26 protein-coding genes, 1 pseudogene and 2 riboswitches are annotated in these 26,372 nt (G+C 48.4%); of the genes and pseudogenes, 17 read left to right on the top strand and 10 right to left on the bottom strand.

Annotated elements, in window-relative coordinates; translation table 11 throughout:
* Nucleotide 1: 1 nt before the first annotated feature.
* From OXH18_RS01815 to speB, 4 genes are all read right to left on the bottom strand, one after another.
* Nucleotides 2–1,492: a sodium:solute symporter family protein gene (locus OXH18_RS01815; protein WP_268610720.1), complete on the bottom strand. Its 1,491-nt coding sequence runs from the start codon at nt 1,490–1,492 to the stop codon at nt 2–4.
* A 297-nt stretch (nt 1,493–1,789) separates the two neighbouring features.
* Nucleotides 1,790–2,509: a hydrogenase nickel incorporation protein HypB gene (gene hypB, locus OXH18_RS01810; RefSeq protein WP_268610719.1), complete on the bottom strand. Its 720-nt coding sequence runs from the start codon at nt 2,507–2,509 to the stop codon at nt 1,790–1,792.
* Between the two features lie 40 nt (nt 2,510–2,549).
* Nucleotides 2,550–2,921: a hydrogenase maturation nickel metallochaperone HypA gene (hypA, locus tag OXH18_RS01805; protein ID WP_268610718.1), complete on the bottom strand. Its 372-nt coding sequence runs from the start codon at nt 2,919–2,921 to the stop codon at nt 2,550–2,552.
* 68 nt (nt 2,922–2,989) lie between these two features.
* Entirely contained in the window at nt 2,990–4,195 is a 1,206-nt protein-coding gene (gene speB, locus OXH18_RS01800; RefSeq protein WP_268610717.1) for an agmatinase, read from the bottom strand.
* Nucleotides 4,196–4,326: 131 nt separating this feature from the next.
* Nucleotides 4,327–4,507: riboswitch (guanidine-I (ykkC/yxkD leader) on the bottom strand.
* Between the two features lie 278 nt (nt 4,508–4,785).
* Nucleotides 4,786–4,878: riboswitch (Glutamine riboswitch) on the top strand.
* 32 nt (nt 4,879–4,910) lie between these two features.
* Here speB and OXH18_RS01795 point away from each other — a divergent pair.
* The 8 genes and pseudogenes from OXH18_RS01795 to OXH18_RS01760 all read left to right on the top strand — a co-directional run bounded on the left by OXH18_RS01795 (nt 4,911) and on the right by OXH18_RS01760 (nt 12,586).
* The gene (locus OXH18_RS01795) at nt 4,911–5,336 is read left to right on the top strand and encodes a hypothetical protein (RefSeq protein WP_268610716.1); all 426 of its coding nucleotides are present in this window, start codon (nt 4,911–4,913) and stop codon (nt 5,334–5,336) included.
* 29 nt (nt 5,337–5,365) lie between these two features.
* Nucleotides 5,366–5,947, top strand: a complete 582-nt coding sequence (locus OXH18_RS01790; RefSeq protein WP_268610715.1) for a thioredoxin family protein — start codon at nt 5,366–5,368, stop codon at nt 5,945–5,947.
* Between the two features lie 148 nt (nt 5,948–6,095).
* Nucleotides 6,096–6,833 (top strand): DUF3891 family protein, encoded by a 738-nt coding sequence (locus OXH18_RS01785; protein WP_268610714.1) that lies wholly within the window; start codon nt 6,096–6,098, stop codon nt 6,831–6,833.
* A gap of 195 nt (nt 6,834–7,028) precedes the next feature.
* The gene (locus OXH18_RS25240) at nt 7,029–7,418 is read left to right on the top strand and encodes a photosystem I reaction center subunit IV (RefSeq protein WP_315874624.1); all 390 of its coding nucleotides are present in this window, start codon (nt 7,029–7,031) and stop codon (nt 7,416–7,418) included.
* A 107-nt stretch (nt 7,419–7,525) separates the two neighbouring features.
* A pseudogene (locus tag OXH18_RS01775) lies at nt 7,526–7,921 on the top strand (response regulator); the annotation flags it as partial.
* 222 nt (nt 7,922–8,143) lie between these two features.
* Nucleotides 8,144–9,844 (top strand): beta-carotene ketolase CrtO, encoded by a 1,701-nt coding sequence (crtO, locus tag OXH18_RS01770; protein ID WP_268610712.1) that lies wholly within the window; start codon nt 8,144–8,146, stop codon nt 9,842–9,844.
* Between the two features lie 58 nt (nt 9,845–9,902).
* Nucleotides 9,903–11,006, top strand: coding sequence for a saccharopine dehydrogenase family protein (locus OXH18_RS01765; RefSeq protein ID WP_268610711.1), 1,104 nt, complete (start codon nt 9,903–9,905; stop codon nt 11,004–11,006).
* 263 nt (nt 11,007–11,269) lie between these two features.
* The gene (locus OXH18_RS01760) at nt 11,270–12,586 is read left to right on the top strand and encodes a TAXI family TRAP transporter solute-binding subunit (protein WP_268610710.1); all 1,317 of its coding nucleotides are present in this window, start codon (nt 11,270–11,272) and stop codon (nt 12,584–12,586) included.
* A 29-nt stretch (nt 12,587–12,615) separates the two neighbouring features.
* On the opposite strand, the gene OXH18_RS01755 is transcribed toward OXH18_RS01760, so the two are convergent.
* The 4 genes from OXH18_RS01755 to OXH18_RS01740 all read right to left on the bottom strand — a co-directional run bounded on the left by OXH18_RS01755 (nt 12,616) and on the right by OXH18_RS01740 (nt 15,727).
* Nucleotides 12,616–13,464 (bottom strand): carbohydrate ABC transporter permease, encoded by an 849-nt coding sequence (locus tag OXH18_RS01755; RefSeq protein WP_268610709.1) that lies wholly within the window; start codon nt 13,462–13,464, stop codon nt 12,616–12,618.
* Between the two features lie 80 nt (nt 13,465–13,544).
* Nucleotides 13,545–14,465, bottom strand: coding sequence for a carbohydrate ABC transporter permease (locus tag OXH18_RS01750; protein WP_268610708.1), 921 nt, complete (start codon nt 14,463–14,465; stop codon nt 13,545–13,547).
* A 119-nt stretch (nt 14,466–14,584) separates the two neighbouring features.
* Nucleotides 14,585–15,172: a GNAT family N-acetyltransferase gene (locus OXH18_RS01745; protein ID WP_268610707.1), complete on the bottom strand. Its 588-nt coding sequence runs from the start codon at nt 15,170–15,172 to the stop codon at nt 14,585–14,587.
* A 102-nt stretch (nt 15,173–15,274) separates the two neighbouring features.
* Nucleotides 15,275–15,727, bottom strand: a complete 453-nt coding sequence (locus OXH18_RS01740) for a GNAT family N-acetyltransferase (protein ID WP_268610706.1) — start codon at nt 15,725–15,727, stop codon at nt 15,275–15,277.
* A 328-nt stretch (nt 15,728–16,055) separates the two neighbouring features.
* On the opposite strand from OXH18_RS01740, the gene OXH18_RS01735 reads away from it, so the two are divergent.
* Nucleotides 16,056–16,784 carry a carbonic anhydrase gene (locus tag OXH18_RS01735; protein ID WP_268610705.1) on the top strand — a complete coding sequence of 243 codons (729 nt, stop codon included), beginning with the start codon at nt 16,056–16,058 and terminating at the stop codon, nt 16,782–16,784.
* Nucleotides 16,785–16,826: 42 nt separating this feature from the next.
* On the opposite strand, the gene OXH18_RS01730 is transcribed toward OXH18_RS01735, so the two are convergent.
* Nucleotides 16,827–17,231, bottom strand: a complete 405-nt coding sequence (locus OXH18_RS01730; RefSeq protein ID WP_268610704.1) for a hypothetical protein — start codon at nt 17,229–17,231, stop codon at nt 16,827–16,829.
* A gap of 186 nt (nt 17,232–17,417) precedes the next feature.
* Here OXH18_RS01730 and OXH18_RS01725 point away from each other — a divergent pair, with 186 nt between their 5' ends.
* From OXH18_RS01725 to OXH18_RS01715, 3 genes are all read left to right on the top strand, one after another.
* Nucleotides 17,418–18,212, top strand: a complete 795-nt coding sequence (locus OXH18_RS01725) for a YdcF family protein (RefSeq protein WP_268610703.1) — start codon at nt 17,418–17,420, stop codon at nt 18,210–18,212.
* Between the two features lie 127 nt (nt 18,213–18,339).
* The gene (locus tag OXH18_RS01720; protein WP_268610702.1) at nt 18,340–18,564 is read left to right on the top strand and encodes a hypothetical protein; all 225 of its coding nucleotides are present in this window, start codon (nt 18,340–18,342) and stop codon (nt 18,562–18,564) included.
* Between the two features lie 58 nt (nt 18,565–18,622).
* The gene (locus OXH18_RS01715; protein ID WP_268610701.1) at nt 18,623–20,341 is read left to right on the top strand and encodes a CocE/NonD family hydrolase; all 1,719 of its coding nucleotides are present in this window, start codon (nt 18,623–18,625) and stop codon (nt 20,339–20,341) included.
* A gap of 119 nt (nt 20,342–20,460) precedes the next feature.
* On the opposite strand, the gene OXH18_RS01710 is transcribed toward OXH18_RS01715, so the two are convergent.
* Nucleotides 20,461–21,705: a hypothetical protein gene (locus tag OXH18_RS01710; RefSeq protein WP_268610700.1), complete on the bottom strand. Its 1,245-nt coding sequence runs from the start codon at nt 21,703–21,705 to the stop codon at nt 20,461–20,463.
* 453 nt (nt 21,706–22,158) lie between these two features.
* Between OXH18_RS01710 and OXH18_RS01705 the strand changes: the two genes are divergently transcribed.
* The 5 genes from OXH18_RS01705 (at nt 22,159) to nrtS (ending at nt 26,346) form a co-directional block, all read left to right on the top strand.
* Nucleotides 22,159–23,949 (top strand): serine/threonine protein kinase, encoded by a 1,791-nt coding sequence (locus OXH18_RS01705; protein ID WP_268610699.1) that lies wholly within the window; start codon nt 22,159–22,161, stop codon nt 23,947–23,949.
* A gap of 95 nt (nt 23,950–24,044) precedes the next feature.
* Nucleotides 24,045–25,127, top strand: coding sequence for a glycosyl transferase (locus tag OXH18_RS01700; protein WP_268610698.1), 1,083 nt, complete (start codon nt 24,045–24,047; stop codon nt 25,125–25,127).
* A 43-nt stretch (nt 25,128–25,170) separates the two neighbouring features.
* On the top strand, nt 25,171–25,725 hold the full coding sequence (locus tag OXH18_RS01695) for a hypothetical protein (RefSeq protein ID WP_268610697.1): 555 nt from the start codon (nt 25,171–25,173) through the stop codon (nt 25,723–25,725).
* A 76-nt stretch (nt 25,726–25,801) separates the two neighbouring features.
* The gene (locus OXH18_RS01690) at nt 25,802–26,053 is read left to right on the top strand and encodes a hypothetical protein (RefSeq protein ID WP_268610696.1); all 252 of its coding nucleotides are present in this window, start codon (nt 25,802–25,804) and stop codon (nt 26,051–26,053) included.
* An 8-nt stretch (nt 26,054–26,061) separates the two neighbouring features.
* Nucleotides 26,062–26,346 carry a nitrate/nitrite transporter NrtS gene (nrtS, locus tag OXH18_RS01685; RefSeq protein WP_268610695.1) on the top strand — a complete coding sequence of 95 codons (285 nt, stop codon included), beginning with the start codon at nt 26,062–26,064 and terminating at the stop codon, nt 26,344–26,346.
* Nucleotides 26,347–26,372 lie beyond the last annotated feature (26 nt).

The following is a 26,372-nucleotide window of genomic DNA, read 5'->3' as shown; positions in this document are numbered from 1 at the left end:
GCTAAAGCCGCTGCAACTCCCGCGCCGTTTCTGGATCTTCGGCACGTAAGCCTCGGTAAGTTTTGTTTGAAACAATTAGAAATACAGCTAGCCCAATTAGTGGACTAACTAGCGTCGGAATGCCATCAAAGTCAGGCGTAAAGAGGGTGTTTGGAATGTATAGCAACGTGTTATCGATTCCAAAGGTGGTTGGCATCAGCATGAACAATATTAACCGTGTAACAGAGCCAACAATAATACAAGCCAATGCTCCTTCTCGAGTGGCTTTGGGCCAGAATAACCCTCCTGTCAGTGGAACTAATAAACCCGCAAAGCCTAAATCAAACGCTAACAACAATAAGACACCAGTTTGAGGAACCCGCAGCGCGAAGAAAATACCAAGTAAGGTAATGACAACGGCCATCGTGCGAGTTAGAGCTAGCAAGCGATCGCCTCCTGCGCCATGATCAGTATGGCGAATGCCGATGATATTGTGAGCAATGACCGAGGAAGTACCTAGAATTGCACCATCAGCCGTTGATAATGACGCAGAGAGGATAGCAGCAATCACAATTAGCCCAATCACGGGAGGAACAATATCTCGAATCATGGCGAAAAGTAATGGCCCATCTGCTACGACTCCGGCCTGATCCAAAATTTGAGATGCAGACAGAGCAATGATGGAAAAGGGAACGCCAATGATTACCGTTCCAAGCGAACCGATAAAACAAGCCCGCTGTGCTGTTTCGGGGCTTTCTGCTGCAAAAACTCGCGCCATAAAATCGATTGCCACAATATCACCCAGCCCTAAGGCTAATAGGGTGGCCCAATTAATCAACGCACCTTGCTCAGGGTTGGTCAGTTGTCCGAACGCCAATGGCCCGGTATCCGCCGGAATATTGAGTCCAAATGCTAGGGCAACAAACCCAATTAGCAGGATAGAACCCAAAAATGCGATCGCCACCTGAATTGCATCTGTATAAGCCACAGCAAACAAGCCGCCGCTAGCCGTGTAGATGAACACAATCAGCGCAATAAACACTACGCCCGCTGTGTAGCTAGTTCCCAAAAAGGTTTGAAACAAATATCCACCTGCTACTAAGTTTCCCGCCAGTAAGAACGAGAAGCTTAATACCATAATGATTGAAGCAACAAACTCTGTCATGCGACCATACTTTACCCGATAAAAATCAGGTAGCGTGATCAAGTTCATGCGGTTCAACGGCTTTGCATAGAATATGGCAGTTAAAAATAAGCAAAGCGCCAACCCCAGCGGCAATGAGGCTCCAGCCCAAAACCCGAATTCAGCGACTAAATCCGTATTTCCCAACGTAGCGTTAGAATCGACCGATTGCGCCATTAGAGTTGCTGCCGCCAACGGTAGCACTAAGCCTCGTCCTGCCACTAAATAATTAACGCTATCTCCTTTGATTTGCTTTGAAGCATAAACGCCAACACCAAGCGTTGCCAAAAGGAATGCAATGATTCCCCAGAAAAGAATTGTATTAGACATAAACAAGATCCGTTGAAGCTACTTCTTGATTGATGAACGATACAATAAGTCTCGATGTTGCGTTTATCGTAAATACCTCTTGACCTAAGAATCTGTATCGACAAGCACGAATATTTAATTTGTGCACTATTTGATACTAGCCAAAAGCATGAAAATAGCGCAAACTTCGTCGTTGTTTGAGATATACGACAAGCAATAACTTCTACCGGCTACAAGGAAATGGGGGTAATAGTGATAGGAGGCATTAGCGCACATGCATTGCGATTTTGAGCAATACACAAACTAGTCTAAAGTTGACTAACCACCTAATGACATACTGGCTGAAATTGGCAAATTTTGCATTGTGTAGTGAGACAAGCTCGATCGAATCCAATCGAACCACTGACTTAACCCTTCACCAGTTTTGGCAGAAACGGGAATAATGGTCACGTGGGAATTCATCTGACGCACATTTTCGACAATGCGATCGAGCTTTACATCCAAATAGGGGGCTAAATCCAATTTGGTAATTAACAGGCAATCTGCTTCTTGAAACATCACCGGATATTTCAGCGGCTTGTCTTCCCCTTCCGTAACACTGAGTAGTGCAACTTTAGCGTGTTCACCTACCTCAAACTTAGCCGGACAAACCAAATTGCCGACATTTTCTACAAACACCAAATCAAAGTCCGACGGATTGTATTGATGGGCAAATTGATGAATTCCACCTGCCACCATTCTGGCATCCAAATGACAGGAACGTCCGGTGTTAATGGCAATCACTGGAACATTGTATTGACGTAGGCGATCGGCGTCTAATTCAGTTGTCATATCGCCTTCAATTACCGCCATTCTTAATTCATGATTCAGTTCAGCTAATGTTCTCTCTAACAGGGCTGTTTTTCCAGCACCAGGACTACTCATGACATTCAAACAGGTAATTCCCCATTCATCAAAATGCGATCGATTGTGGTCTGCACCTTGTTGATTGGCGTGGAGTAGGTTGATTTCTAGAGCGGCGTCAAAGGTTTGATGCATGGTAGGTTGGGAAATAGGAGTCGGGAATCGGGAGTTGGAGTTAGGGAAGAGGAATTGGGGGTTGGGAAGTATATTCGAGTCGATCGATTTTCAGTTCTCGACCAGACCGAATATCATCCATCGGCGATTGACAAGTGGGACAAGCATAGTGAATGCCAATTTCGGGGTGATACTCTTGCTGACAATGATGGCAAAAAGCAATTAAGGGGGTTTCTTGAATGACGAGTTTTGCTCCGTCCAAAAACGTCTGACGTGTTTGTACCTCAAAGCTAAACTGTAGACTCGCAGGTTCAACACAGGTGAATTGGCCCACTGTCAGATAGACGTGCGAGATGGTAGGGCGATCGGGTTGTGACTCCCACCAATCTTTTACTGTCAGAATCAATGCTTTGGTCATGTCTGTTTCATGCATGATCAAAATTCCTTCACTCTTTCACCTTGATTTCTATTCTTCATTCCTTCACTTTTTGTCTTTTTTCTTCACACCCATGCCATGTCCACATGCATATTCGCTTCGGTATTGATGTAAGCGGGTTTCTCCTGACGTGGCAATTGACCAGACAGCACCAAATGCGCCATCGTATCGCAAATCACCCGCGTCGCCATTAGCGCTGTCATATCGCTGACATCATATGGCGGAGACACTTCCACTACTTCTAGTCCGCAAACTGGAGCACGCTGCACAATTTTTCCTAAAAGATACAGCGCTTCACGGGGCAACAATCCACCAGGTTCTGGCCAGCCTGTCCCTGGTACAAAGCCAGCATCAATGCAGTCAATGTCGAAGCTGATATAAACGCAATCTGTTCCGTCTAATGCTCGTTCTAGGGCAAACTCTACGGCAGCATCCAAACCGATTTCGGTAATATCGGTAACGGTTAGGATGTTGGTGGCGCGTTCTCGACAGACTTTCACTCCTTGGCGCGGCACTTGCCAGCCCCCAATCCCCAACTGCACTAAGTTTTTAGCGGGTGCATTGGCCATGTTGGTAGCATGAAACCAAGGACAAGTGTGCATTCGTTCGTCTAAGTCTGTTTCTTGAGTATCTACATGACGATCGAAGTGAATAATTCCTACTTTCTTATCCCCCAAATGCCGACAAACGCCGCGCACGGTGGGAAAACCGATTGAATGATCCCCACCCAAAATGATGGGAAAGGCTCCGGAACTGAAAATGTGCGCAATTCCCTTCGAGATTTGATCAAACGACTTTTCGTTGTTGCCCGGAATGGTGAAAATATCGCCCACATCACACAGTGTAATCTGCTCCCGCAAATCCACACCCAATTCAAAATTGTACGGCGTATACAAGGCCGAAATTCGCCGAATCCCCTGGGGTCCAAAGCGCGTTCCCGGACGATAGGTAGTGCCTGAATCATGGGGAACCCCCACGATCGCTACATCATATTTGCCCACCTCACGGACATCGACCAAGTACGGTGCCTTAAGAAAAGTGTTGATGCCGGCATAATGGGGCAATTCCCCACGAGAGAAGGTGGGAATTGTGCGATCGCGGATACTATCAGCCGCCTCTAGTCCGTATTCCAGTCCTTCAGACACCTCTTGTTGCCATCCCGTCAAAGGCAATCGGGTTTCCAGATCTAAGGCCCGCTGTGCCTCAGTCGGCACCTGTCCATTGACTTCAGGGCTTTGAAAGGTTGGCGTATCGTCAGGGTTAGCAGACATTTAAACCCCCTCTAAGATTGAAACGTTGCACATGAGTGTACCAGCTTGTGAACAAGAGCGAGTTGCAACAAACGAATGAAAAAAACCCGAAAGAAACCGTCAGCCAGATCCATTCGATCGTGAACTGAAGTTCCTCCCGGGTTTTTTTCCCGCCGTGTGGCTAGCAAACCTTGAATAAAGCAGTGTGGCTTTCTAAGCTAGCTTGCTTCTCTCGGACCAGACCTTCAACTTAGCAGTTACCAAAGTTAACAGCAACGAAAGATCGCAACAAGATCCTTAACCAGTTGAAACGGAACCCTAGAAGCAATTCATTGAACTGTCACTAGAAATACCAATGAAGCGAATTAAAAAATGTAGCGACAGACACTAAAACAGATTTGTTTATCTATAAATCAAGACCTTATGACTTTACAATTAGTTACACGTATAGACATCTTCTTTGTATCAGCGTTGTGAATGGCGCGCATCAGTGCTGCAAACAGTCTGCTTACGTCAGAAATGATGTTTAGAAATGATATGTACATTTGATGACATTGCCCCCAAGTGTCCAAGCATTTTGTATCATGTAATACAGATATCGATTTATTTAATTCGTTCATCCCCCGCTAGGTCAAGTGACTGAAGCTCAACTGCATCTATGGCGGAGGGGACGGAAGTAGGGAGCTACCCCGAAGGAACGCGCCTCGTTTTTTCAACCCTACAACGGAGCATTCTTATGAAATCTTCTGTAGACATGCAGTGGCAGCGCTACAAACAATTAGAGCTAATCCCAGATTCAGTTCCAATTCCTTCAGCCAATCTAATAGACCAGATTAAATACTTCTGGCACACTTTAATCAACCGAGATCAGCCTCTGCTCTACCGGGTTCAACAAATTGAGCATTTAAACAACTGCTGGCAGCTTGAGCTTGGCCCATCCCATCCCCAGGTCTGGCAATTGCTAGACGAATGTGTCAACCAACTACTCTCTAGTTGGAGGTCCTTGTCTTCGAGTGAGCCTGAAGTTCATCAAATCACTGATCAAGGGGGGCGTGTTTGGTGGTATGCCTATGATCCACTGACCGGACAGGCTACCTATCTAGAATCTGAAGAAGAAGTCCAGGTTTGGCTAGAAGAACGACTCTATTACAATTACCAGTGACAAGTCTGGAAACGAAGGAGTAGCTGCATATGGCGAGAACTGCCTCAACCATGTTGGAATTGGGAACCCAAGCCCCTGATTTTCAACTGCCGGATGTGGTTTCAGGAACCCCCATTTCGTTAGCAACGTTTGCTGGAAAGCAAGCGTTTTTGGCGATGTTCATTTGTCGGCACTGTCCATTCGTCAAGCATGTGCAGCATGAACTAGCCAAACTTGGTCAAGATTATGCCGATCGCAGCCTCGGAATTGTAGCTATCAGCGCCAATGACGCTGTCAATTACCCGGATGATGGCCCAGAGGGGTTAAAGACCATGGCTAAAGAATTGGGGTTTACTTTTCCGCTGTGCTATGACGAAAGCCAAGAAACGGCCAAAGCTTACACCGCTGCTTGCACCCCCGATTTCTTCTTGTTTGACGCCGATCGCAAACTGGTCTATCGGGGACAGTTAGACGACAGTCGCCCCGGCAATGACCAACCTGTCACCGGACGAGACCTACGCGCTGCGATCGAAGCCGTCCTTAATCATCAACCTATCAGCAGCGAGCAAAAGCCTAGCATCGGTTGCAACATTAAATGGAAAGCTGGAAACGAACCGCCCTACTATGGTTGACCTGTTTTGACTCGATAACTAGTTTTGTACACTCACAGTTCTAATCTTCCCTGCCTCTCTCCTCAGACAGAACCACCCGGCAGCTAGAGTCACTATAGTTGCAATGGGCAATTTCTGTTAATTTCTATTACTTAATGTCGTACTCCGTATGATTGTTAACTTGTTGGAGAATGGTTGGGAAGTTATTTATCACCGGGCCCATGCACTGTTGGCGGCCCAAATTGCCGGACAATGGCGTAGAAGTGATGCCCCTCTCCGGCTCTATGAAACTGTGGCAGCCATTTCTCACCACGATGATTTAGAGAAAGAGTGGCAAGGTCATCAGCTGACGCCTGCGGGCGCTCCCCTGGATTTCACCCTTGATCCAGAATCATCGATCGATCGCCTGCAAGCGCTCATTGACAGTGCCCGGTATCGAGGACGATGGGTGACGTTTCTGACATCTAAGCATGTCTCATTCTTAAATGAGTCCAAACGCGGCACGTCTGCTGAATGGGACAAATTTCTCGACGAACAACTTAAACTCCAGAAACGCTGGCCCAAAGAACTTGATATTGATCCTGAAGAAGCCGAGCGCGCCTATCAGTTTATGCGATGGTGCGATCGACTGTCGCTGATTCTGTCCCAACGCAAAATTCCTGATGCGGGGCGATCGATCGAAATTACGAGCGGCATCGATGGACAGCGCTATGATTTGCGGGAACTGGAAGATGGTTGTCTTACGGTAGAACCTTGGCCCTTCCAAGACGATCGGTTTACTGTCAATGTGGAAGCCGCTTACCTCTCTGAACTGAAGTACAACAGCACCGATGAATTAGTGACGGCCTTGCAACAAGCGCCAATCAAGGTTCTAGAGTGGACGTTTGTAAAACAAGCTCCTTCGTGAAATAGAACAATGTGAAACAAAATGTAAAACCGACGCAGAGCGCCTTTCATTAAGAGATACTGTGGTGATACAAACGAATGTTTTGACAAAGTAGTTCGTCCTGTTGGAAGATCCTTTGGACAAAATATTCGTGGTATCCCCTAGTTAGGTGACTAGAAGGGTGCCATCTTTGTAACCTTGTGTTAAGGAGATAACATGGCGATTCAACGTGGTTCACAGGTACGGATTCTTCGTAAAGAATCCTACTGGTATCAAGATGTAGGAACAGTTGCTTCTGTTGACCAAAGTGGTATTCGCTATCCGGTCATCGTGCGTTTTAATAAAGTGAACTATGCAGGAGTTAACACGAATAATTTTGCCCAAACCGAACTAGAAGAAATTTCCGTTAAGGAAGCTAAGAAGGTCACTTCTACAACAAAAGGCGATGCTGCCTCCGGTGGTAAGCAAACCCCGATCGATGCTGCAACTCGCCGAACGGGACAAGGTGCTGGTGAGGAAGTAAGACCTGGAGCCGCTGCTGATGCTCCGGGTACTGACAATCCTCGGATTGAAGGTGATCCAAACCAGGGCACAGAATCGCGCTAACGTCAGCACTCCATAGGGCGAGGTTGTTGAGCAGGCCGCTTTAGCTTGTGAAGTAGCTTGTATACCGACTTCGCCCTCAATATTGTTTGAACGAAAGGTATACTTCTATGCCGCTTCAGAATGTTTCCGAGCCTGCTCGGATTCTGGCTGTTGATGATACACCAGACAATTTGTTTTTAATTCAAGCCATCCTAGAAGACGACGGATACGAAGTTAGCTTTGCCGAAAATGGCGAAACGGCTTTGGCTCAGATTGAACAATCTCCACCCGACTTAATTTTGCTCGATGTAATGATGCCCGGTATTGATGGCTATGAAGTCACCCGTCGCATCCGCCAGAATTCTAATCTTCCCTTTATTCCCATTCTGCTAATCACTGCGTATCGTAACTCTAGTGCAGTAGAAGGACTTGACGCAGGTGCAAATGATTTCATTCGTAAACCTGTCGATGTTGAAGAATTGTCGGCACGGGTACGATCGTTGCTGAGGCTTAAGCACACCGTTGGTTAATGCAGGATTTCAATCTTAGGTCATGTCTTGATCTCATGTTTTGATCTAGCAACAAGCCGGATCAGCTAAGCCCTCACCATGCTGTGTTGTGCTTAACCCCAACACACTTAACAAATGTTTAACTATCCTCAGATTCCTCCCTTTCGAGAGAGGTTTAGAGCATGCTGATTTCCTACCTTCTAGATAGGCTTTTTCTATATCTAGGTAATAGTTGCAATGCAAACATACGATGTGGTAATTATTGGGGCTGGTCACAATGGACTAGTTTGTGCTGCATATCTGTTAAAAGCTGGGTACAGCGTTGTATTACTGGAGAAACGATCGGTTCCTGGAGGCGGAGCTACGACTGAAGAAAGCCTGCCTGACGAAGCACCTGGGTTCAAATTTAACCTTTGCGCGATCGATCATGAGTTCATTCATTTAGGTCCAGTGGTGGAAGAACTGGAGTTAGAGAAATATGGGCTGGAATATCTCTATTGCGATCCGGTTGTGTTCTGCCCCAATCCTAACGGTGAGTATTTTTTAGCGCATCAATCCATTGAAAAAACCTGTGCATCGATTGCTCAATTCAATCAACGCGACGCTGAGAAATACGCAGAATTTGCTGATTTTTGGCAACGATTGTTGCGGGGAATTATTCCCATTTTCAATGCGCCGCCTAAATCCATCGTTGATATTATTGGCAACTACGACCTGCCCAAAGTCAGAGATTTGTTCTCTGTGGTAGGACTATCTAACAAAACGCTGGACTTGATTCGCACGATGTTCAGCAGTGCCGAAGACACCTTAAATGAGCAGTTTGACTCCGAATTCTTGAAAGCTCCCTTGGCTCGTTTGGCGTCAGAGCTAGGTGAGCCGCCAAGCCAGAAGAATTTGGCGATCGGGGCAATTATGATGGCCATGCGTCACAATCCTGGTATGGCGCGCCCGCGCGGTGGAACCGGGGCACTGACCCAAGCCTTGCTGAAACTCGTCGCGCGTTTAGGTGGAACGGTGCTTTGCGATCAGGCGGTCGAGAAAGTGCTGATTGACAATGGCAAAGCGGTGGGTGTGCGCGTCAAAGGTGGCACTGAATACCGGGCCAAGCGTGGTGTTATCTCCAACATTGATGCACGCCGGTTATTTTTGCAAATGGTAGAGCCTGCTGATGCAGACAGTGCTGATCCGGCATTACGCGAACGGCTCGATCGCCGCATCATCAACAACAACGAAACCATTTTGAAAGTGGATTGTGCATTGTCGGAAGCACCACGATTTGAACGATATAATCATCAAGATGAGTATTTGATCGGGTCTGTCTTAATTGCAGATTCAGTGAAGCAGGTGGAAATGTCTCATCACGACCCATCGGTCGGTCGAATTCCCGATGCTGATCCATCGATGTACGTGGTGGTTCCCACAATGTTAGATCCGTCAATGGCTCCTGAAGGTAAACACACACTATGGATTGAGTTCTTTGCACCCTATCGAATTGATGGGCTAGAGGGAACCGGGCAGAACGGCACAGGTTGGACAGATGAATTGAAAAATAAAGTAGCCGATCGCCTCATTGATAAGTTGGCAGAGTATGCCCCTAATGTGAAAAACTCTATCATTGCTCGACGAGTTGAAAGCCCAGCCGAGCTTGGTGAACGGCTTGGAGCCTACAATGGTAACTACTACCACATCGACATGAGCCTAGAGCAGATGCTCTTTTTCCGGCCGTTGCCTGAACTAGCCAACTATGAAACGCCGATCGAAGGACTCTATCTCACTGGGGCCGGTACTCATCCAGGCGGCTCTATTTCAGGAATGCCAGGACGGAACTGTGCCCGAGTATTTTTACGATCGCAGCAACCGCTGGCACAAACCCTGAAGGATGCAGGCGATTCCCTCAAATCTACATTGGAATCGGCGCTTAAGTTGGGCAAATCTTAGTTGTGGAGTAGCTAGTATTCTTGTGTAGAAACGGCCCTGTGGTGGGAAATGAAACATCATGATCGATCGCGTTTTGATTTTGGGAGGGCGAGGCCGAATTGGTAGGAGTGTTGCTGCCGATCTGCTGGCTCACACATCGGCAAACATCACGATTACAGGACGCGCTGCCTCGGCAAAAACCCCTTGGCAAGAACAATTGGGAGACCAAGTCGAGTTTTTAGCGTTAAATTTGAGCGATCAGGCAAGCCTAAACCAAGCTGTTGCCAACGCCAATCTGGTGATTCACTGTGCTGGGCCCTTTCGCTACCGCGACGATCAGGTGTTACGGTGTTGTATTGACCAAGGGGTGAACTACATTGATGTCAGTGACGATCGCTCGTTTACTCGCACGGTGTTGAAGTTGCGAGAAGCAGCCCAAGCCGCCAATGTAACGGCGATCGTTAATTCTGGAGTTTTTCCAGGTATTTCCAACAGCATGGTGCGGCAAGCCGTGGAGCAACTTGACTCGGTGGAAACCATTCACCTCAGCTATGTGGTTGCGGGTTCAGGTGGAGCTGGGGTGACAGTGATGCGCACAACGTTTTTAGGGCTTCAGCATCCATTTGAGGTGTGGTTGGATGATCAGTGGAAACAAGTAAAACCCTACACTGGTCGAGAACTGATTGACTTTCCGCCTCCCTTCGGTCGCACCGGAGTGTACTGGTTCGATATGCCAGAAGCCTTTACCCTTACCGAAGCTTTTTCTGCTCAAAACGTGATTGTCAAGTTTGGCTCTGCACCAGATTTTTATAATCACTTGACGGCATTAGTGGCTAACTGGTTTCCTGCTCCCTTAGTTCGCCATCCTGGGTTTGTGGAAGCCTTGTCAAGGGTGGGACATTCGATGACAGCTATTACCGATCGTTTCAGTGGTATTGGAGTGGCCATGCAAGCCGAGGTAAGCGGTGAAAAAGACGGACAATCTGCCCGCTATCAATCTATCTTGGTGCACGATAGTACGGCTGTCGCAGCAGGATGTGGAACCGGTAGCTTGGCAGAACTGGTATTGTCTGGGCAGGTGCAAAAACCCGGCGTTTGGGCTGTTGAAGAAGCCTTGCCAACTCATTTGTTCGAGCAGGCGATGCAAAGTCGAGGAGTGACGATTCAGCAGCACTGGCTCTAGCCAAACCAGCTAATACATATGCAAGCCGATTGCGATTGCAACAAATGGCAGCCAATCGTAGCCGCGTCATCTATCTGGTCTCTGGTTCGGGCAGTCTAGATGTGGTCTAGATTGCCCTTGCTATGGCGCGTAAAATGACTAGAGGGTTCCTTGACTTAACGACTTAACTACATGAGAGATTCTGAGCATATTCTCTGATACCTTTCTCTCTGAAATTCTCCTCTCTGACCGCTTCTCTAACATCTCTGGGGAACGAACACATTATGGTACGCGCTCGCTTTGTGTTTCCAGTTGTATTGCTTAGCATTGTGGCAGCAACCGGACTAGCTGTGCAATGGTGGCGCGAGCAACATCAAGTGTACCGACTTGTGATTGCAACCGGAGGAGCACAAGGTGAGTACTATGCGTTCGGGCAAGCGCTGGCAACCGTTGTAGCACAACACCACCCCGACATTGCCATTAATGTGTTAGAAACAGAAGGCTCTCAGCAAAATATCGAGTTATTGCAACAGGGACAAGCCCAACTGGCTATCATTCAAAGTGATACGCCGCCCCAACCTTCTGCTAGAGCGTTGGCTTTTCTGTTTCCAGAAGTGTTTCATTTAATTGCCCGATCGGACGCTAATATTCGATCCTTTGGCGATTTGCGCGGTAAACGAGTCGCCCTAATGCCCGAAGGGAGCGGTTCTTACAAACTGTTTTGGGCCCTCAGCCAACACTACTACCTTACTGCTGCCGATTTTACCGCCCTGCCAATGTCGCCCGATGCGGCATACGCAGCCCTGCGTCAAGGTGAAGTAGATGCCCTCTCGCGGGTGATGGCTTTGGGTAATCCAGCCTTGGCAGAATTATTGCGCACCAGTCAATCGCAGCTTGTGCCGATCGATCAGGTCGAAGCACTGCGGCTGTCGTTGCCCTATTTGGAAGCTACGCAAATTCCTAAAGGCACCTATGATGGAGCCGTTCCCATTCCAGCCGAGGATTTGCCAGTTGTCAGCGTGCGGGCAGTGCTAATCAGTCATGCCGAGCTAGACCCAAAACTCACTCGCGCAATTACGCAAACGCTGTTCGAGTTTCGCAATGAATTAGTGGTATTACATCCCCGCACAGCCACCATTCGTTTGCCAGAGGCTGGAGAAAATTTGGGCTTGCCGCTACATCCAGGAGCCAAGGCTTATTACGAGCAAGATCGCCCGGTCTTTTGGGTAGAGTATGCCGAACCGATCGGTCTACTGTTTTCAGTAGGGGTCTTAGCTGCTTCTGGATTATGGCAATTACGACTGTGGTTAGATGGCAGACAAAAGAATCGAGCCGATCGCTACAACTTAGAAATTGTGGCGCTTATGGAGCAAATTCAAACAGCGAATGATTTAACCGAATTAGAAACTATTCGGTATCAGTTGTTTGAAATCTTGCGGCAAGTGGTCGTGGATTTAGACAAAGATCGGATTTCACCAGAATCCTTTCAATCATTTACTTTCCCCTGGGAAACGGCTATTACCACCCTGCGCCATCGCGAAATGCTCTTAATGAATGCTCGATCGCAACCACCCGTGTCTCCAGATTTGTCGTCTAACTAATTCTTCTCCCTCTTAACTATTCTCGTTTCTCATCCTTTGCCGCCTGTAAAGGTTACGCCTTGGATAAAATAGCGGTTAAAGAATGCGTATAGTAGTAGTACTGGTAACGTGAACACCATTGATGCTGCCATGATGTAATTCCAGTAACTAATGTATTGACCTTTGAATGTATTTAACCCCAAAGGTAACGTAAACATTTCTGGATCAAATAAAATTACCACAGGTAGTAGAAAATTATTCCAGCTTCCCATAAACACAAAAATTGCTTGAGCCGCCAAGGCGGGTTTGGCTAAGGGCAAAACAATATACAAAAAGGTTTTGAAGCGATCGAGACCGTCTAGAGCAGCGGCTTCTTCCAACTCGCGGGGAAAGTTCAGGAAAAATTGCCGCATCATGAAAATAAACGTAGCGTTGATCATCGCGGGCACAATCATGCCTTGATAAGAATTGAGCCAACCCAAGGATTTGAGAATTAAAAAGGTAGGAATTAGCGTGACTTGCGACGGTACTGCCAGAACCGCCAAAATCAGGAAAAACCAGAACTGTCTGCCGCGAAACCGCAACCGCGCCAATGCATACCCCGCCATCGAGTTAAAGATTAAATTCAGCAGCGTTACACTCAGCGCAATTACAACGCTGTTGAATAACCAACGCAGAAATAGCGGCTCTTGTGTAAAAATTTGGCGATAGTTCTCGAAGGTAAACTGGCGCGGAATCAAATTCATGCTACCGCTGATGATCTCTGCCAGCGGCTTAAACGAGGCCGACAGCGCCCACAAAAACGGAATCAGCGTAATCACTGCATACAGTACTAGCACCGTATAAAGCAGCCCTTGTAGCCAAACCGATCGTTTTTCCATGTCGAGGCGCTGACGCATATTCCTTTACCCTTCAACTTTCATCCTTTTGGAGCAAACACGCCAGTCTACTCCTACGGCATTCTTCTTTTTTATCGGTTTTACCGTTCCTCTTTGCCGAACATTTGGCGTTGAATCAACGTGAGCACAATAATTACCATCGCTAACAGAAAGGCGATCGCCGCCGCATATCCCATCTGCAAATCGCGGAACACATATTGATAAATCAATAGCACGACTGTCAGTGTGGCGTTGTTGGGGCCGCCCGATCCATTCGAGAAAATATAAGCCTGATCGAAAAGTTGAAACGTGCCAATAATTCCCATTGCGACGACAAAAAACGTGACGGGTTTCAGCAGCGGTAATGTGATTGAGAAAAACCGTTGCCAAGCGTTAGCTCCATCAATGGCCGCCGCTTCATAGAGAGACAGAGGCAAATCTTGCAGCGCCGCTAAATAAATCACCATATAAAACGGGGCTGTTGACCAAATATTCATCAGCATGATGCCCTTCAAAGCCACGGCTGGATCACCCAACCAGTTATAGGTCGGCAACCCAATCCAGTTCAGCCCATAATTCAGCAATCCATTCGTGTTATAGATCCACATGAAAATTAGCGTCAACACAGCCGAAGACGTGACGGTCGGCAAGAAATAGATAATTCGCCACCAGCGCTGCCCCTTAATACCTGCATTTAACGTGACAGCTAACAGCAGTGCCAAAATGGTTTGGGTAGGAACCACGATCGCCACATATTCGGCTGTATTTTTCAAAGCAATCCACACCCGCCCATCTTCAGCTAATCGAGCAAAGTTGCGCAGTCCAACAAATTCGTAGTTAATCTCACCGAGTAACTGCACTCGATGCAGCGACAGAAAAATGGCTAGAAAAATTGGCAGCACGGTAAAGATCCCCAGCACTAGCAACGTTGGAGCAATGAACAGATACCCTGTCGCTGTTTCGTTGAGGGTCGATCGCGGATGCTGTTGGGTTGTTCGAGGCAATGCCTTTCGAGACAGCATAGGGGATGCGTGGTCAAATTGAACCAGCACTTTAGTGGAAGCGCTTTATTTATACTGTTGAAGCCTGCCGACTTTCAAGTTGTCACCTCCACAAAGATAGAGATCCCCTCCTTTAACCATCAATCTTGCGAGAGTAACCGCTGCATCAACACCAAATCCAGCCAACGATCGAACTTACGGGCCACCTGCTTCAAGTATCCAACTTGCTCAAACCCAAACGCGGCATGGAGGCGAATGCTGGCAACATTGGCGGCATCAATGCCCGCAATTAGGCTATGCAAGCCCAACTGTTGGCCTGCTGTAATCAACGGAGCTAACAACAGTTTCCCGATTCCTTGCCCTCGTTTATCGGCTGCCACATAGATCGAGTTTTCGGCCGTACAGTGATAGCCTTCAGCCGAACGAAAGGAATTTAAGGCACTCCATCCTACAATCTGACCATTCTCCAGTTGAGCCACGAACACAGGCAATCGATTCTGTAAATGGGCATCAAACCAGGCGGCTCGCGATTCCAAGGTGCTGGGGCGATACTCGTAAGACGCCGTTGTATTCAGCACAGCTTCATTATAGATTTCTAGAATGGCGGAAAGGTCGTCATGAGTGGCTGGACGAACAATTACGTTAATTGCACCATTTTTTAGAGGGGCAGCGGTGGTTAAATCGGGAATGGATGGCATCGATCGATTTGTTGATACAAGGTGATTCATTATCGTGTCGTTAAATTCGTTACTTTCTTCCCACCATAAGCAGGATGCGAATCTCAACCTGTACCGAATCACACAGTTTTTGTCCGAGGATTCTTGGCTGGCTCAGGTGCTGATTGGGTGCAATGTTCGTGACAACGGTGTAAACAGCTTTTGCAAGTAGTATCGCTTAAACCCAGCAGGATAATTTTCCTGCACGGCATAGATGCTATAGCCATTGCGTTGATAGAATTCGGGTGCTTGAAACTCGATCGTTTCCAGATATACTCCAATGCTGCCTTGGGTTTGTGCTTCTTGTTCGACTGCTTGCAGTAACGCTGTACCTATTCCCTGCCGCCGCCAATCTTCGCGAACCCCTAATACGCTAAGGTAAAGCCAACCACAGCCAATGTCACCCAATGCGCCCCCGACGATCGCACCTGTTTCGTCTCTAGCCAGCACTGTCACCGATCGCCACTGAGTCGGTGCAAAAAATTGCTGATTAAACGATCGAACAATCTCCATCACTGTCACCGCGTCATCCTTGGTTGCCTGTGGTTCTACTTGAATCGTGATCATCCTTGCTGCCCTGCATCAAACTTTCTAACTGTACCAAGAGACAGCCAACGGCGAGGCACGTGACCTTCAATACCATCTACCTGCTGCCAATGAATTGAATTTGAGTCTAGGCTTTAAATTAAAGGACCAGAGTGATTTGAGTCCTTACAGGTTGGTTGAAATTGGCTACACTAAGCTGTTGCTAGACGGTTTGGTTTGTTGATTCGCTCAAGATTACTCAAGGGTGCAGACTGCCACTTAAACCCGCTATCGCTTCAAGTCACGATCGTTCACGATTGTTTCCGTTGTGGCTCCAATCCCTATTTCAGATGCAGAGAGGACTGAAAATATGTCAATGGCAGGAATTATCAATGGACTCAATGAATTTCATAACCACCACTTCAAAACGTACCGCGAACTATTTCAACAGCTTTCCCATGGACAATCTCCAGAAGTTTTGTTCATTACTTGTTCTGACTCTCGCATTGATCCGTTTTTGATCACCCAAGCTCAACCGGGAGACTTATTTGTAGTGCGTAATGTAGGAAATATTATTCCAACTTATAATTCAACGAACAACGCCGAGGGGGCGGCGATTGAATATGCGGTTCAAGCTTTGGGTATTAAAGACATTATTATTTGTGGTCACTCTCATTGCGGCGCAATGAAAGGGCTGTTGCAAATTGGCAACCTAGCCGAAGAGATGCCGTTGGTCTATGACTGGCTCAAGCACCATGCTGAAGCGACTCGGCGGTTAATTGTAGATAATTACAGCGATCAAGAGTATGCACCTGAAGAACTTTTAAAGATTGCCGTTAAGCAAAATGTGTTAACCCAAGTAGAGAATTTAAAGACCTATCCCGTTATTCGATCGAAACTTCACGCTGGTACACTAAATCTCCATGCATGGGTTTATGAACTGGCATCGGGGGTGGTGTTTGCCTATAATGCCAGCGTTGGGTTGTTTATTCCTTTAGAACAGCGCTCATTTCCCGTTCCCGATCCATTGCTAGAAAAAGATAGCCGGGGACGATGGCTATGGTTACAAGCACTGTTAGGTGGAATGAATACCAAGTGATGCTTTATCTGGATATAAGGGCGATCGAAGCATGAATGGTGATCACGAATTTTGGTGCAGGGCTTCAACCAAAGCAGCGCGGGTACGGACAATCACCAACCGTACCCGTTCTAGCTGCGATTCATACGCTGCTTTTTGTTCGGATGCCATTGTTCCGCTCTTGACCTTCAACAGTTGCTCATAGGAACGGAAAATTTGAAAGGCATAACTCGCGATCGCAATCTGTTCTTGCGTTAGCGATTCAATGCGATCGACCAACTCAGCACAGGTTGCACTGAAGGGTAAACCCAACACATCGGCATAGAGAGGAGGCAATGCATCGGAACGAGTTCTTAGCTCGGCTAAAATTGGAATGGCTGCTGGAGAAATTTGACCATCAAAGTCTGCCAAGAGGTTAAATAAACATAGCAATAGTGAGTTGGAATGTTTCTCTGAAATGGAAGGCATTGTTTCTGGTTTGTTCCTTGGTTGGTTCTATAAAAAATTAACGTTAACCTACAGATTCTTAGTCTACAAGATTTTTCATAGTCTTCTAAGCTTTGGTCTTATGGTTGTCAAGTTTAATTAATTACTAAAAATAGTGTTTACTTCTTAGGCTTGTCAATTTCTAATTTTCCATTTCCTCCTCTCACAATGTTTCTTTTTCTCTCAAAACTTCTTCCCCTATTCGTTTATCCAATTGGCTTAGCGTGTTTGTTGCTAATTGGAGCACTATTTACACTTTGGAAGCGCCCCCGCCTCTCAGCGATATTCATTCTGTTGGCGCTGCTCGTGATCTTGATTCCCAGTAACGGACAAGTCGCAGGACGACTGTTGTACTCGTTAGAATCTCAGCATATACCCACGGCAGATCTGCCGACGGTTGATGCCATTGTTGTGCTAGGTGGAGCCACCCGCCCCCAAAAGGAACCACGCCCTTGGATTGACTTAATGGAAGAGAGCGATCGAATTGTCCACGGTGCCCGATTGTATCAGCAGGGAAAGGCTCCATTTTTGATCCTTAGCGGTGGTCGAATTGATTGGGAGGGACACAACAGCGCCTCCGAGTCGGCCGACATGGCGGCGATTGCCCAAGCTTTGGGAGTTCCCAGTTCAGCCATTTTGCAAGATCCAACGTCACTGAATACTTACGAAAATGCAGTGAATGTTAAACAGATCTTGCAGCAACGCAACTTCAACCGGGTGCTGCTCGTAACCTCTGCTATGCATATGCCCCGATCGCTTGCTATTTTTCAAAAGCAGGGCATCGATGCGATTCCCGCTCCTACTGACTTCTTGGTAGGGGAGAGTGAATTGCAGGATTCGCTCAAGACCCTCGAAGGCAAGCTGTTAAACTTGCTTCCAGAGGCTGGAAATTTGTATCATTTTACACGAGCGCTGAAAGAGTATATTGGTATCGGTGTTTATCGTTTACGCGGTTGGCTGTGATTTATTTGAAGATAGCAAAAGAGGGTGCGATCGCAGGAGCTACGATTGCTATGATCACGATAACAGCAGACGGCGAAAACCGTTCTTAAGAACGGGTTATTTTAGACCCGCCCCTTTATTGACAGCAATGGCTGATTTTTTACAACAGATTATTCCGATTCCCCAACCAGACGTTGAGGAAATTTTTCAGGTGTATCAAGCGACTCATGATTTTCACCGCGAGGTAGAACAACGAGAAGCTCTGGAAGCATACTGTCAGTGGTATTACCAGATGGCAGAACAGCACCAACAGGAATTAGAAGCTATGCGGGGAGATATCAATGTGTTGGGTTGGTTCTGTCGCTCTCACTAAGGCAACGCGATGGAGGAGAATTTAGACAAATCACCCGCTATAGATAGCTTCACCTCCTATGTTTTCTGTCCGCTCCAAACAAACAAGCTGCCTGTATACCCGCGATCGAGTGCGTCTTGATGCCGATGTTTATTATCCCGACAGTGATGCTGAGTTTCCGGTACTGCTGATGCGGCAACCCTATGGACGATCGATTGCCTCGACGGTGGTGTATGCTCACCCAAGCTGGTATGCAGCCCATGGATATATTGTGGTGATTCAAGATGTCCGAGGACGAGGCACATCAGAAGGAATATTCGATTTGTTTGCCCATGAAAGAGAAGATGGCGAAGATACAATTGCCTGGGCTGCTAATTTGCCGCAAAGCAACGGGCAAGTTGGCATGTATGGGTTCTCCTATCAGGGCATGACGCAACTTTATGCAGCCGCAGCGCAACCCCCTGCCCTAAAAACGATCTGTCCTGCTATGACGGCCTATGACCTTTATCAAGACTGGGCCTATGAAGGAGGAGCGTTTTGCTATCAGATGAACCTCAGTTGGGCGATTCAACTTGCCGCAGAAACAGCCCGCCGACAAAACAACGTTGAAACGTATCACACTTTGTATGCGGCGTCGCGCAATCCATCGCTGTCAGATCCGGTTTGTGCTCGATCGGGAATTTTGCGACGATTGGCTCCCGATTCGCACTATCACACTTGGCTCGATCGCGCAGATGCCTCCGATCCGTATTGGCGTCACCTTTCTCCTAGCTTGCTTCTTCACAACACCGATCTGCCAATGCTACACATTGGTGGCTGGTTTGATACCTATCTGCGCGGTACGTTAAAGCTATACAACCATATGGCATCCCGGAGTCAGTTCCCACAGCATCTCGTTGTAGGTCCGTGGGCGCATTTGCCTTGGGGACGCAGAGTAGGCGCGATCGACTATGGCCCGGAGGCCAATAGCCCAATCGATCGGCTGCAACTGCGCTGGTTCGATCAGGTCCTTAAAGGGATAGATACAGGCCTGCTGAACGAAGCCCCGGTTTGCTTATTCGAAATGGGCACTAACCAGTGGCGGCAGTTCGATCGCTTCCCACCGGACCATCCTGAAACATTCTATTTTTTGCAAACCACTGGACTCGCTTCCTTAGATGATCGCGCTGGCACATTAACTCAATCCCCACCCCCTCACCCGCAGCCTTCAACCCCTGACACCTTCGTCCATGATCCGTGGCGTCCAGTTCCGGCTCTCGGTGGTCATGCAGCTTTTCCAGCCGGGTCATTCGATCGATCGAACATAGATTGCCGCAGTGATGTGGTGACTTACACTTCCGCTCCTTTGGAAACAGATTTGCACTTGGCGGGTGCGACGACGATCGAACTATACTGCACAGCAGATACAGCGTCGTTTGATGTCTGTGCGATTCTATCAGAAGTAAAACCTGATGGTAGCGTGTTCAACTTCAGTCAAGGCTATCTGTACATTCACCAACCAGTGGGCAAAGTTGAGATGCCTGCCGCTGCTTCCCAATCCCCTTCCCAATCTCCGATGCCCGCCCCTCAACCCCTCACTCCTCACCTTCTCACGCTACAACCCACCTGCATCTGTATTCCTCAGGGCAGCGCGATCCGCCTCAGTCTCAGTGGTGCTTGTTTCCCCGCCTATGCTGTCAATGCAGGAACAGGCGATCGATCGGGCCAGGGACGTTTAATGGATGCGAGGGTCATCACGGTGACAATCTACAGCGATGGCGATCGAGCGTCACAGCTGCAATTGCCTGTGATCCCCTAGGTAACGCTCCTCAAATCGAGGACAGTTAACATTGAACTGATTCAACATTGAACGATTGATTGGTTGACGTAGTATTGCAGGTTGAAAAATTGATGAATCAAATGATGGTCAAATGATGGTCAATTAAGCAGATTCCCTGGTTGGCTGGTTTCTGTTGTTCCAACCGTCTCTATTGTTTGCACAACAGGGACTGGATGAGGCTGAAGCGAAGTTGGCTGTAATAAATTTGGCTGTGACGAATTGGTTTCAGTCGTAGGAGCCGTTAGGGTTTCGAGTTGCTCTGCTTGGGCTTGTACCCGAAGCTGATGTGCCGTTTCCCGCCACTGCTGCATTTCGGCATAGGCTTCATCATACAGGGCCCGCCCCCAGCCAATATTTCTAACCTCATCGATCGCCGCCTCTAGCGAGGTCAAATCGCCTTGGTTGGCTAGCGCTCTGGCACGGTCAAGATAGGGGGCATCTTCAATGATTTCAATTTGATTCCTCCACCCTTCAATGGCTTGCTGCGCCTCCGCATACTGAGAACTGCCATACAAAATGCGAGATGCTTCATCGATTGCGCTTCTCAGTCCTGACAGGCTTCCGGCACCGGCAAGCTGATATGCCTCATCCAAGTAGGCGGCATCTTCGGCGCTGCGTTCTCGATCGCGTCGTGCAAAATAATCTTCAAAGGATTCAGAGTTACGAGCACTACTCTGGCGTTGAGACGATCGAGCTTGAGCGGCTGCTTGAAAGGATTGTGATTCTTTGGATGCCTGTAGCGATCGCAACAAGGTTTGATATTTCGTTGTGCTCCAGTGCCGATTGCCAATCGTCAACAAGCCCCTGGCGGTGTTCATTGCTGCTGACCATTGGCGCTGATCAATTTCGTCCTCGGCTTGATCATAAATTGCTTTGGCTCGCTCCCACACCGATCGCCAGCGTTCCATCCGTTCCTCGGCGATTGCATAGGTATGCACGCTCATTGGAATGGATTGGGCCGTTTTCAGCGCGGTTTCTAGTTGACCTGCCTGAAACTCTGCCTCGCCGGTTTCCAAAATTGATCGCGACCAACGCTCGATCGCACGACGGCTTTCCACCCAGAGCGGATCTTGTTCGGCAATGCTGTTTGCTAACAGAATTGCCCGCCGTAGATCTGGCACTTTTTGTTGGTTAGCAAACTGTTCAGCGCAATATAATCGCGCCGACGCCGTACTATCAACCTGTGAAATCGATCGACATTGGGGAAAGCTGGGTAATTCTAACAAATCTTTCACAGCCCAAAGCCCAGCACCTGCCGAGAAGATCAAGGTTGGTACAATCCACAATCCCCACCAAGCAACGGCATAAGACTGAGAATTTGTACCAGTACGCGAAGCCCTCATTGCAAGGAGTTCAGCTGGTTCAGATTCAGGTGGCAAGGGGGAATCAGCCATAGGACGGCAATTCTGAAGTACTTAACTGTTGTAATCCAACATAAACCGTTTCGTCGTTTAAGCAATGTAGCGGATAATGCTCATTGCCGATCGCGTCCTCTAAGGAATGTTACGCGAGCTGACTGTCACCTTGGGTTCAGTATAAACAAACACCTACGAAAATAGAAGAACTTTCGTGAAATAGCGCTCTAACTACCGCTTCAAGGTGATGAAACCGCCTTATAGCGACATAATCTTTGTAACGTAATTTAACGTAAACTCGATTGCTCTAAATTGAGGGCAGCGTTGGCCTTAAAAACATCTGTCCACTGCCGCCCCCTGCCAATCTAGGGCTTGAGCTAAAGTGAGTGAACGGAACTCGTCGGCATCGAACGTTACATCGAGGGTACTATCGAGGGAAACATGGACACGCTGATTGGCAAGTCATTGCAGGGCGGACAGTACACCTTAACTGAAATGCTTGGTCGGGGTGGATTTGGCGTCACCTTTAAAGCCACGCATCACTTCTTGCAAGAAACCTACGTCGTTAAAACACTCAACCCAGATTTTCAAAACGATCCGCAGTTCCCTGAACTGGTTGAGAAATTTCGGGATGAAGCCAAGCGGCTAAAACTCTGTGAGCATCCTCATATTGTGCGAATGCGCGATTTCTTTGTGAAAGATGGAGTTCCCTATCTGGTAATGGACTACATTCCCGGTCAATCGCTAGAGCAAGTGGTTTTTCCCGATCATCCTTTGTCCGAAGCGTTGGCCGTTCACTACATCCGGCAAATTGGCTCGGCGCTGGATCTTGTTCACCAAAAGGGCTTACTGCATCGAGATATCAAGCCAGAGAATATTATTCTGCGCGACCAAACCGATCAGGTGGTGTTGATTGACTTTGGCATCGCCCGCAAATTTGTACCTGGTAAAACCGAGGCGCACACTAATTTAGTAACAGTGGGGTATGCCCCTGTTGAGCAGTACATGTTGAAGGCTAAACGATCGCCCGCCACCGATGTTTATGCCTTGGCTGCGACTCTGTATGCCTTGGTAACCGCACGGGTTCCGGTAGCTTCAATCCTGCGCGATCGGCAAACCATGCCAGAACCACGGATGGTCAATCCCCACATTAGTCCCGCCTTAAACCAAGCGATCTTACGCGGTATGGCAATGGAAATAGAGCAGCGCCCTGCAAGCGTTCGAGAATGGATGGCACTGCTACCGTCGCCTAGCATATCGACCCAAGCAACCAACAGTGTGACTGGTTCTGGTTTGTCCTCTGCTGCGACCGTTGCCATCAGTCCTCAGTCTCCGCGTCGAACGCCGCCAGCAACCAAAGCAACCCCAGCGACACGCGCACCTGCGCCGTCTACCGCTGCCACCTTAGCCGTCAGCCCACCTCTCCCAAACGCTTCACCTAGAACGATCGCCACACCTGCGCCGATGGTTGCTTCTCCAACTCCACGCTCGCGAGGTAACGGATGGCTTCTGCTGGGGTTGGCTTCCTTGGCGAGTATGGCGATTGCGGCTGTGGGAACCGTACTTTATCACTCTACCCAAACGGCAACTCCGCCTAACGCTACGGCCCCCGTAGACGTGACCGACGCGCCAACCATTTCGATCGAGCCAGAAATTCTTCCCTCCGAGGAACCAACCGTCCCTACTCCTGCCCAACCGGAAGCATCTGCCTTGCCACCTGATGTTGACAATGCCGATCGCACCCAGGAACCCGAGGAAGTACCCACCGAGGAACCCGCAGCACCAGAACGAGTGGAGCCACCTACCAGACCCAACCGTCCTTCGTCTACCAGCGCCACCATTCGCAGCGTGCCCGGATTTCCACCGGGGGTCAGCGAACAAACTGTAGTAAACCGATTGGGCGATCCCGCAGAAGTGCGAGAGGACGGCAGCGGCTTACGTACTTCTATCTACATCTTTCCCGATCAAGTCGATTTGGTCTATATCTACGATCAGCAGACCGATCGACTGCGCCAAACCGAAGCCTACTTTGTGCCCTACATGGATTTCAACGTGATGCGTACTGCCCTCAACGGCATGTTGCAAGCAGGCCTCACTCGCGACATTGAACAAGGATTAGAAGCGGTGCGTCGAGGTCAAGCCCCCTCTCATCCGATCGAAACCTCCAATTTTCAAGGCGTCATCGAACAAGCAGGCGATCGAATTTATGTAGGAATTTGGGAGCGCCGATGAGAAACGGAGCAAGGATGAGAGAACGAATCAGTGGATGAGCCAACTTCTATCCCGACCCCTGACTCCCGACTCCCGACCCCCAACTTCCCAAAACCATGCCTCAACCCATTCTCTATGCGGCTGTCACAAACCACGGATTCGGTCACGCTACTCGCACGGCTGCGCTTTTGGCAGCCGTGAAACGGCTGTGTCCAGAGGTGCTGTTGATTCTGACAACAACGGCTCCGCGCTGGCTACTAGAGTCTTACCTGCGCGAAGATTTTATCCACCGACCGCAACCGTTAGATATTGGGGTGGTGCAGCGAGACAGCATTACGATGGATAAGGTGGCCACCTTAGAGAAACTGAAGCAGATTCGGGCCCAAGAGGGACGTACTATAGCCGCAGAAGTGAACTTTATCCGCCAAAATCGTGTCCGGCTGGTGATGGCTGATATTCCGCCGATCGCCGCTGCCATTGCCCAAGCGGCCGGGATTCCCTGTTGGATGGTCAGCAATTTTGGCTGGGATTTTGTCTACCGACCCTGGGGCGGCGAATTTGTGGAGATGGCCGATTGGATTGCCGATCGCTTCAGCCAATGTAGCCACCTGTTTCGCTTACCGTTGCATGAACCGATGAGTGCTTTCCCAACAGTGACCGATGTGGGCTTTACCGGCGGCTCGCCTCACTATGCTGAGGCAGACCTCCGGACTCAGTTCCACATCACCACGCCGATCGAGCGCACCGTCTTGTTAACCTTCGGTGGATTAGGGCTTGAGCAGATCCCGTACCACAATCTGCAACGCTATCCTGACTGGCAGTTCATCACGTTTGACCGCCAAGCACCTGATCTACCGAATCTGCTCAAAATTCATCAGCCTGACTTTCGCCCCGTAGATTTTATGCCTCTGTGTAGTCAGGTCGTGTCTAAGCCGGGGTATAGCACCTTTGCCGAAGCCTGCCGGTTGGGTGTGCCGATTGTCTCCATCACCCGCGATGACTTTGCCGAAGCTCCCGTTTTAATTGCGGGCATTCAGGACTATCATCATCACCGCATTCTGTCGCCCACAGAATTCTTCCAAGGGGATTGGCAATTTCTTCAGGAACCTCCCCGGCCGCCGCGCCGGTCTGAGAAACTTAAAACAGATGGAAACGATGTTATTGCCAAGGCGATCGTTGACTACTTGCACACCGATTAGCTCAGCCTCAAAATTCCTGTAAAACTCTAAATCTCATGCATCAATGGTTGCCCACGCCGACCAGCCTAACCTCTCTGCCACCACTGCGCCTGAACCAAAACAGGATAATTTTATCGTCACTGTCAACCTAGCTCTGCAAGATGCTAAATCCGTGCTCGATCAACAGCAGCAGTTTCGACAACTGTCGTTAACACAATTAAATATTCTGTTTGTAACCAACACGGCTCTGCTCACGGTACTGTCCATCTCGCGGCTGCTGTTTACCATTAGCCCATTCAGCGTCTTAGAAATTGTGGGCTTTTTTCTTAGCTTCAGCGTATTGATCTATGCCGTCTTGCCGCGCCAGCCTCTTGTAACACCCAATTTAGAAGACCCAGAATCGTTGGAGCACTATTTATCCATGTCACCGGATGAGTATCGCCTTCAGATGCTGACTAACTTTGTCGAGGTGTATAAAGCCAACAAACAGCGCCTCGACGACATTACGCAAGCCTTATCGATCGCCACCTACGTCGTTTGGGGATTGGTCATTATTACCTTGAGCCATGTCCTTTCAGTGATGCTGTTTGCGGTTTTGGGACAGAAGAGTATACTTTAGTCATGGGGCTAGCTTGAGTCTTAAACATCTCAAACCCAACCTCGAACCAGTCCCAATTGTCGATTAGGTCTAACCTATGAGTCCTAGAAGCGCATATTTTGCAAGTTCTGCCGAGCGTGTGAAGCTGCCTAAGCCCGACATGAAGAACATTACAGTTCTGACTCGCAACTTGCCGAATAACCCAATTCTGCCTTGGAATCATTACGATTCTCCTTGGTTAGAAGCAGAGGGTGAGGTAGATACTCAAGAACCTGAGGAGACAAACCAAGCTACAGATCAAGTTGAAGCACGAGACCGAGTGGCTAAGCATGACCTTGAGAGGCTGTAGCAGGTTTTATGACATCTACCTCTGGACTGTATAACTTTCAAGATGTATGCGGTTGGGACAAGGGAATGAAGCAGATGAGGGGCTATCTGGCAAGCCTGAGCGATCCGAAGTTGGCAAAGACTGCCGTTCGGGTGTCCTTGGTTATCGGGTCTTTGTTATTCACCATCAATCATGGAATGGCATTGGTTAAAGGGAAAATGACCAAAGAGCGTTGGATTTCTGCGTGCTTAACCTACTTGGTGCCATATGCCGTCAGCATTCACGGCCAATTCACTGCTCGATCGCAGCAGTAGGTGCTTGGCACAGATGTCCTCATTTC

It is taken from the genome of Thermocoleostomius sinensis A174, assembly GCF_026802175.1.
Classification (GTDB): Bacteria; Cyanobacteriota; Cyanobacteriia; order Elainellales; family Elainellaceae; genus Thermocoleostomius; species Thermocoleostomius sinensis.
This window is presented reverse-complemented; position numbering and strand designations above follow the sequence as displayed.

Excerpts from the sequence above, each read along its gene's own strand:
- OXH18_RS01735 (WP_268610705.1), top strand. The coding sequence starts at position 16,056 with ATGTCAATGGCAGGAATTATCAATGGACTCAATGAATTTCATAACCAC.
- OXH18_RS01785 (WP_268610714.1), top strand. The coding sequence starts at position 6,096 with ATGATTGTTAACTTGTTGGAGAATGGTTGGGAAGTTATTTATCACCGG.
- OXH18_RS01765 (WP_268610711.1), top strand. The coding sequence starts at position 9,903 with ATGATCGATCGCGTTTTGATTTTGGGAGGGCGAGGCCGAATTGGTAGG.
- OXH18_RS01730 (WP_268610704.1), bottom strand. The coding sequence starts at position 17,231 with ATGCCTTCCATTTCAGAGAAACATTCCAACTCACTATTGCTATGTTTA.
- nrtS (WP_268610695.1), top strand. The coding sequence starts at position 26,062 with ATGACATCTACCTCTGGACTGTATAACTTTCAAGATGTATGCGGTTGG.
- OXH18_RS01755 (WP_268610709.1), bottom strand. The coding sequence starts at position 13,464 with ATGCGTCAGCGCCTCGACATGGAAAAACGATCGGTTTGGCTACAAGGG.
- OXH18_RS01710 (WP_268610700.1), bottom strand. The coding sequence starts at position 21,705 with ATGAGGGCTTCGCGTACTGGTACAAATTCTCAGTCTTATGCCGTTGCT.
- OXH18_RS01690 (WP_268610696.1), top strand. The coding sequence starts at position 25,802 with ATGAGTCCTAGAAGCGCATATTTTGCAAGTTCTGCCGAGCGTGTGAAG.
- OXH18_RS01815 (WP_268610720.1), bottom strand. The coding sequence starts at position 1,492 with ATGTCTAATACAATTCTTTTCTGGGGAATCATTGCATTCCTTTTGGCA.
- OXH18_RS01760 (WP_268610710.1), top strand. The coding sequence starts at position 11,270 with ATGGTACGCGCTCGCTTTGTGTTTCCAGTTGTATTGCTTAGCATTGTG.
- hypB (WP_268610719.1), bottom strand. The coding sequence starts at position 2,509 with ATGCATCAAACCTTTGACGCCGCTCTAGAAATCAACCTACTCCACGCC.
- OXH18_RS01705 (WP_268610699.1), top strand. The coding sequence starts at position 22,159 with ATGGACACGCTGATTGGCAAGTCATTGCAGGGCGGACAGTACACCTTA.
- OXH18_RS01725 (WP_268610703.1), top strand. The coding sequence starts at position 17,418 with ATGTTTCTTTTTCTCTCAAAACTTCTTCCCCTATTCGTTTATCCAATT.
- crtO (WP_268610712.1), top strand. The coding sequence starts at position 8,144 with ATGCAAACATACGATGTGGTAATTATTGGGGCTGGTCACAATGGACTA.
- OXH18_RS01720 (WP_268610702.1), top strand. The coding sequence starts at position 18,340 with ATGGCTGATTTTTTACAACAGATTATTCCGATTCCCCAACCAGACGTT.
- OXH18_RS01745 (WP_268610707.1), bottom strand. The coding sequence starts at position 15,172 with ATGAATCACCTTGTATCAACAAATCGATCGATGCCATCCATTCCCGAT.
- OXH18_RS01795 (WP_268610716.1), top strand. The coding sequence starts at position 4,911 with ATGAAATCTTCTGTAGACATGCAGTGGCAGCGCTACAAACAATTAGAG.
- OXH18_RS01750 (WP_268610708.1), bottom strand. The coding sequence starts at position 14,465 with ATGCTGTCTCGAAAGGCATTGCCTCGAACAACCCAACAGCATCCGCGA.
- OXH18_RS25240 (WP_315874624.1), top strand. The coding sequence starts at position 7,029 with ATGGCGATTCAACGTGGTTCACAGGTACGGATTCTTCGTAAAGAATCC.
- hypA (WP_268610718.1), bottom strand. The coding sequence starts at position 2,921 with ATGCATGAAACAGACATGACCAAAGCATTGATTCTGACAGTAAAAGAT.
- OXH18_RS01790 (WP_268610715.1), top strand. The coding sequence starts at position 5,366 with ATGGCGAGAACTGCCTCAACCATGTTGGAATTGGGAACCCAAGCCCCT.
- OXH18_RS01700 (WP_268610698.1), top strand. The coding sequence starts at position 24,045 with ATGCCTCAACCCATTCTCTATGCGGCTGTCACAAACCACGGATTCGGT.
- OXH18_RS01740 (WP_268610706.1), bottom strand. The coding sequence starts at position 15,727 with ATGATCACGATTCAAGTAGAACCACAGGCAACCAAGGATGACGCGGTG.
- OXH18_RS01695 (WP_268610697.1), top strand. The coding sequence starts at position 25,171 with ATGGTTGCCCACGCCGACCAGCCTAACCTCTCTGCCACCACTGCGCCT.
- OXH18_RS01715 (WP_268610701.1), top strand. The coding sequence starts at position 18,623 with ATGTTTTCTGTCCGCTCCAAACAAACAAGCTGCCTGTATACCCGCGAT.
- speB (WP_268610717.1), bottom strand. The coding sequence starts at position 4,195 with ATGTCTGCTAACCCTGACGATACGCCAACCTTTCAAAGCCCTGAAGTC.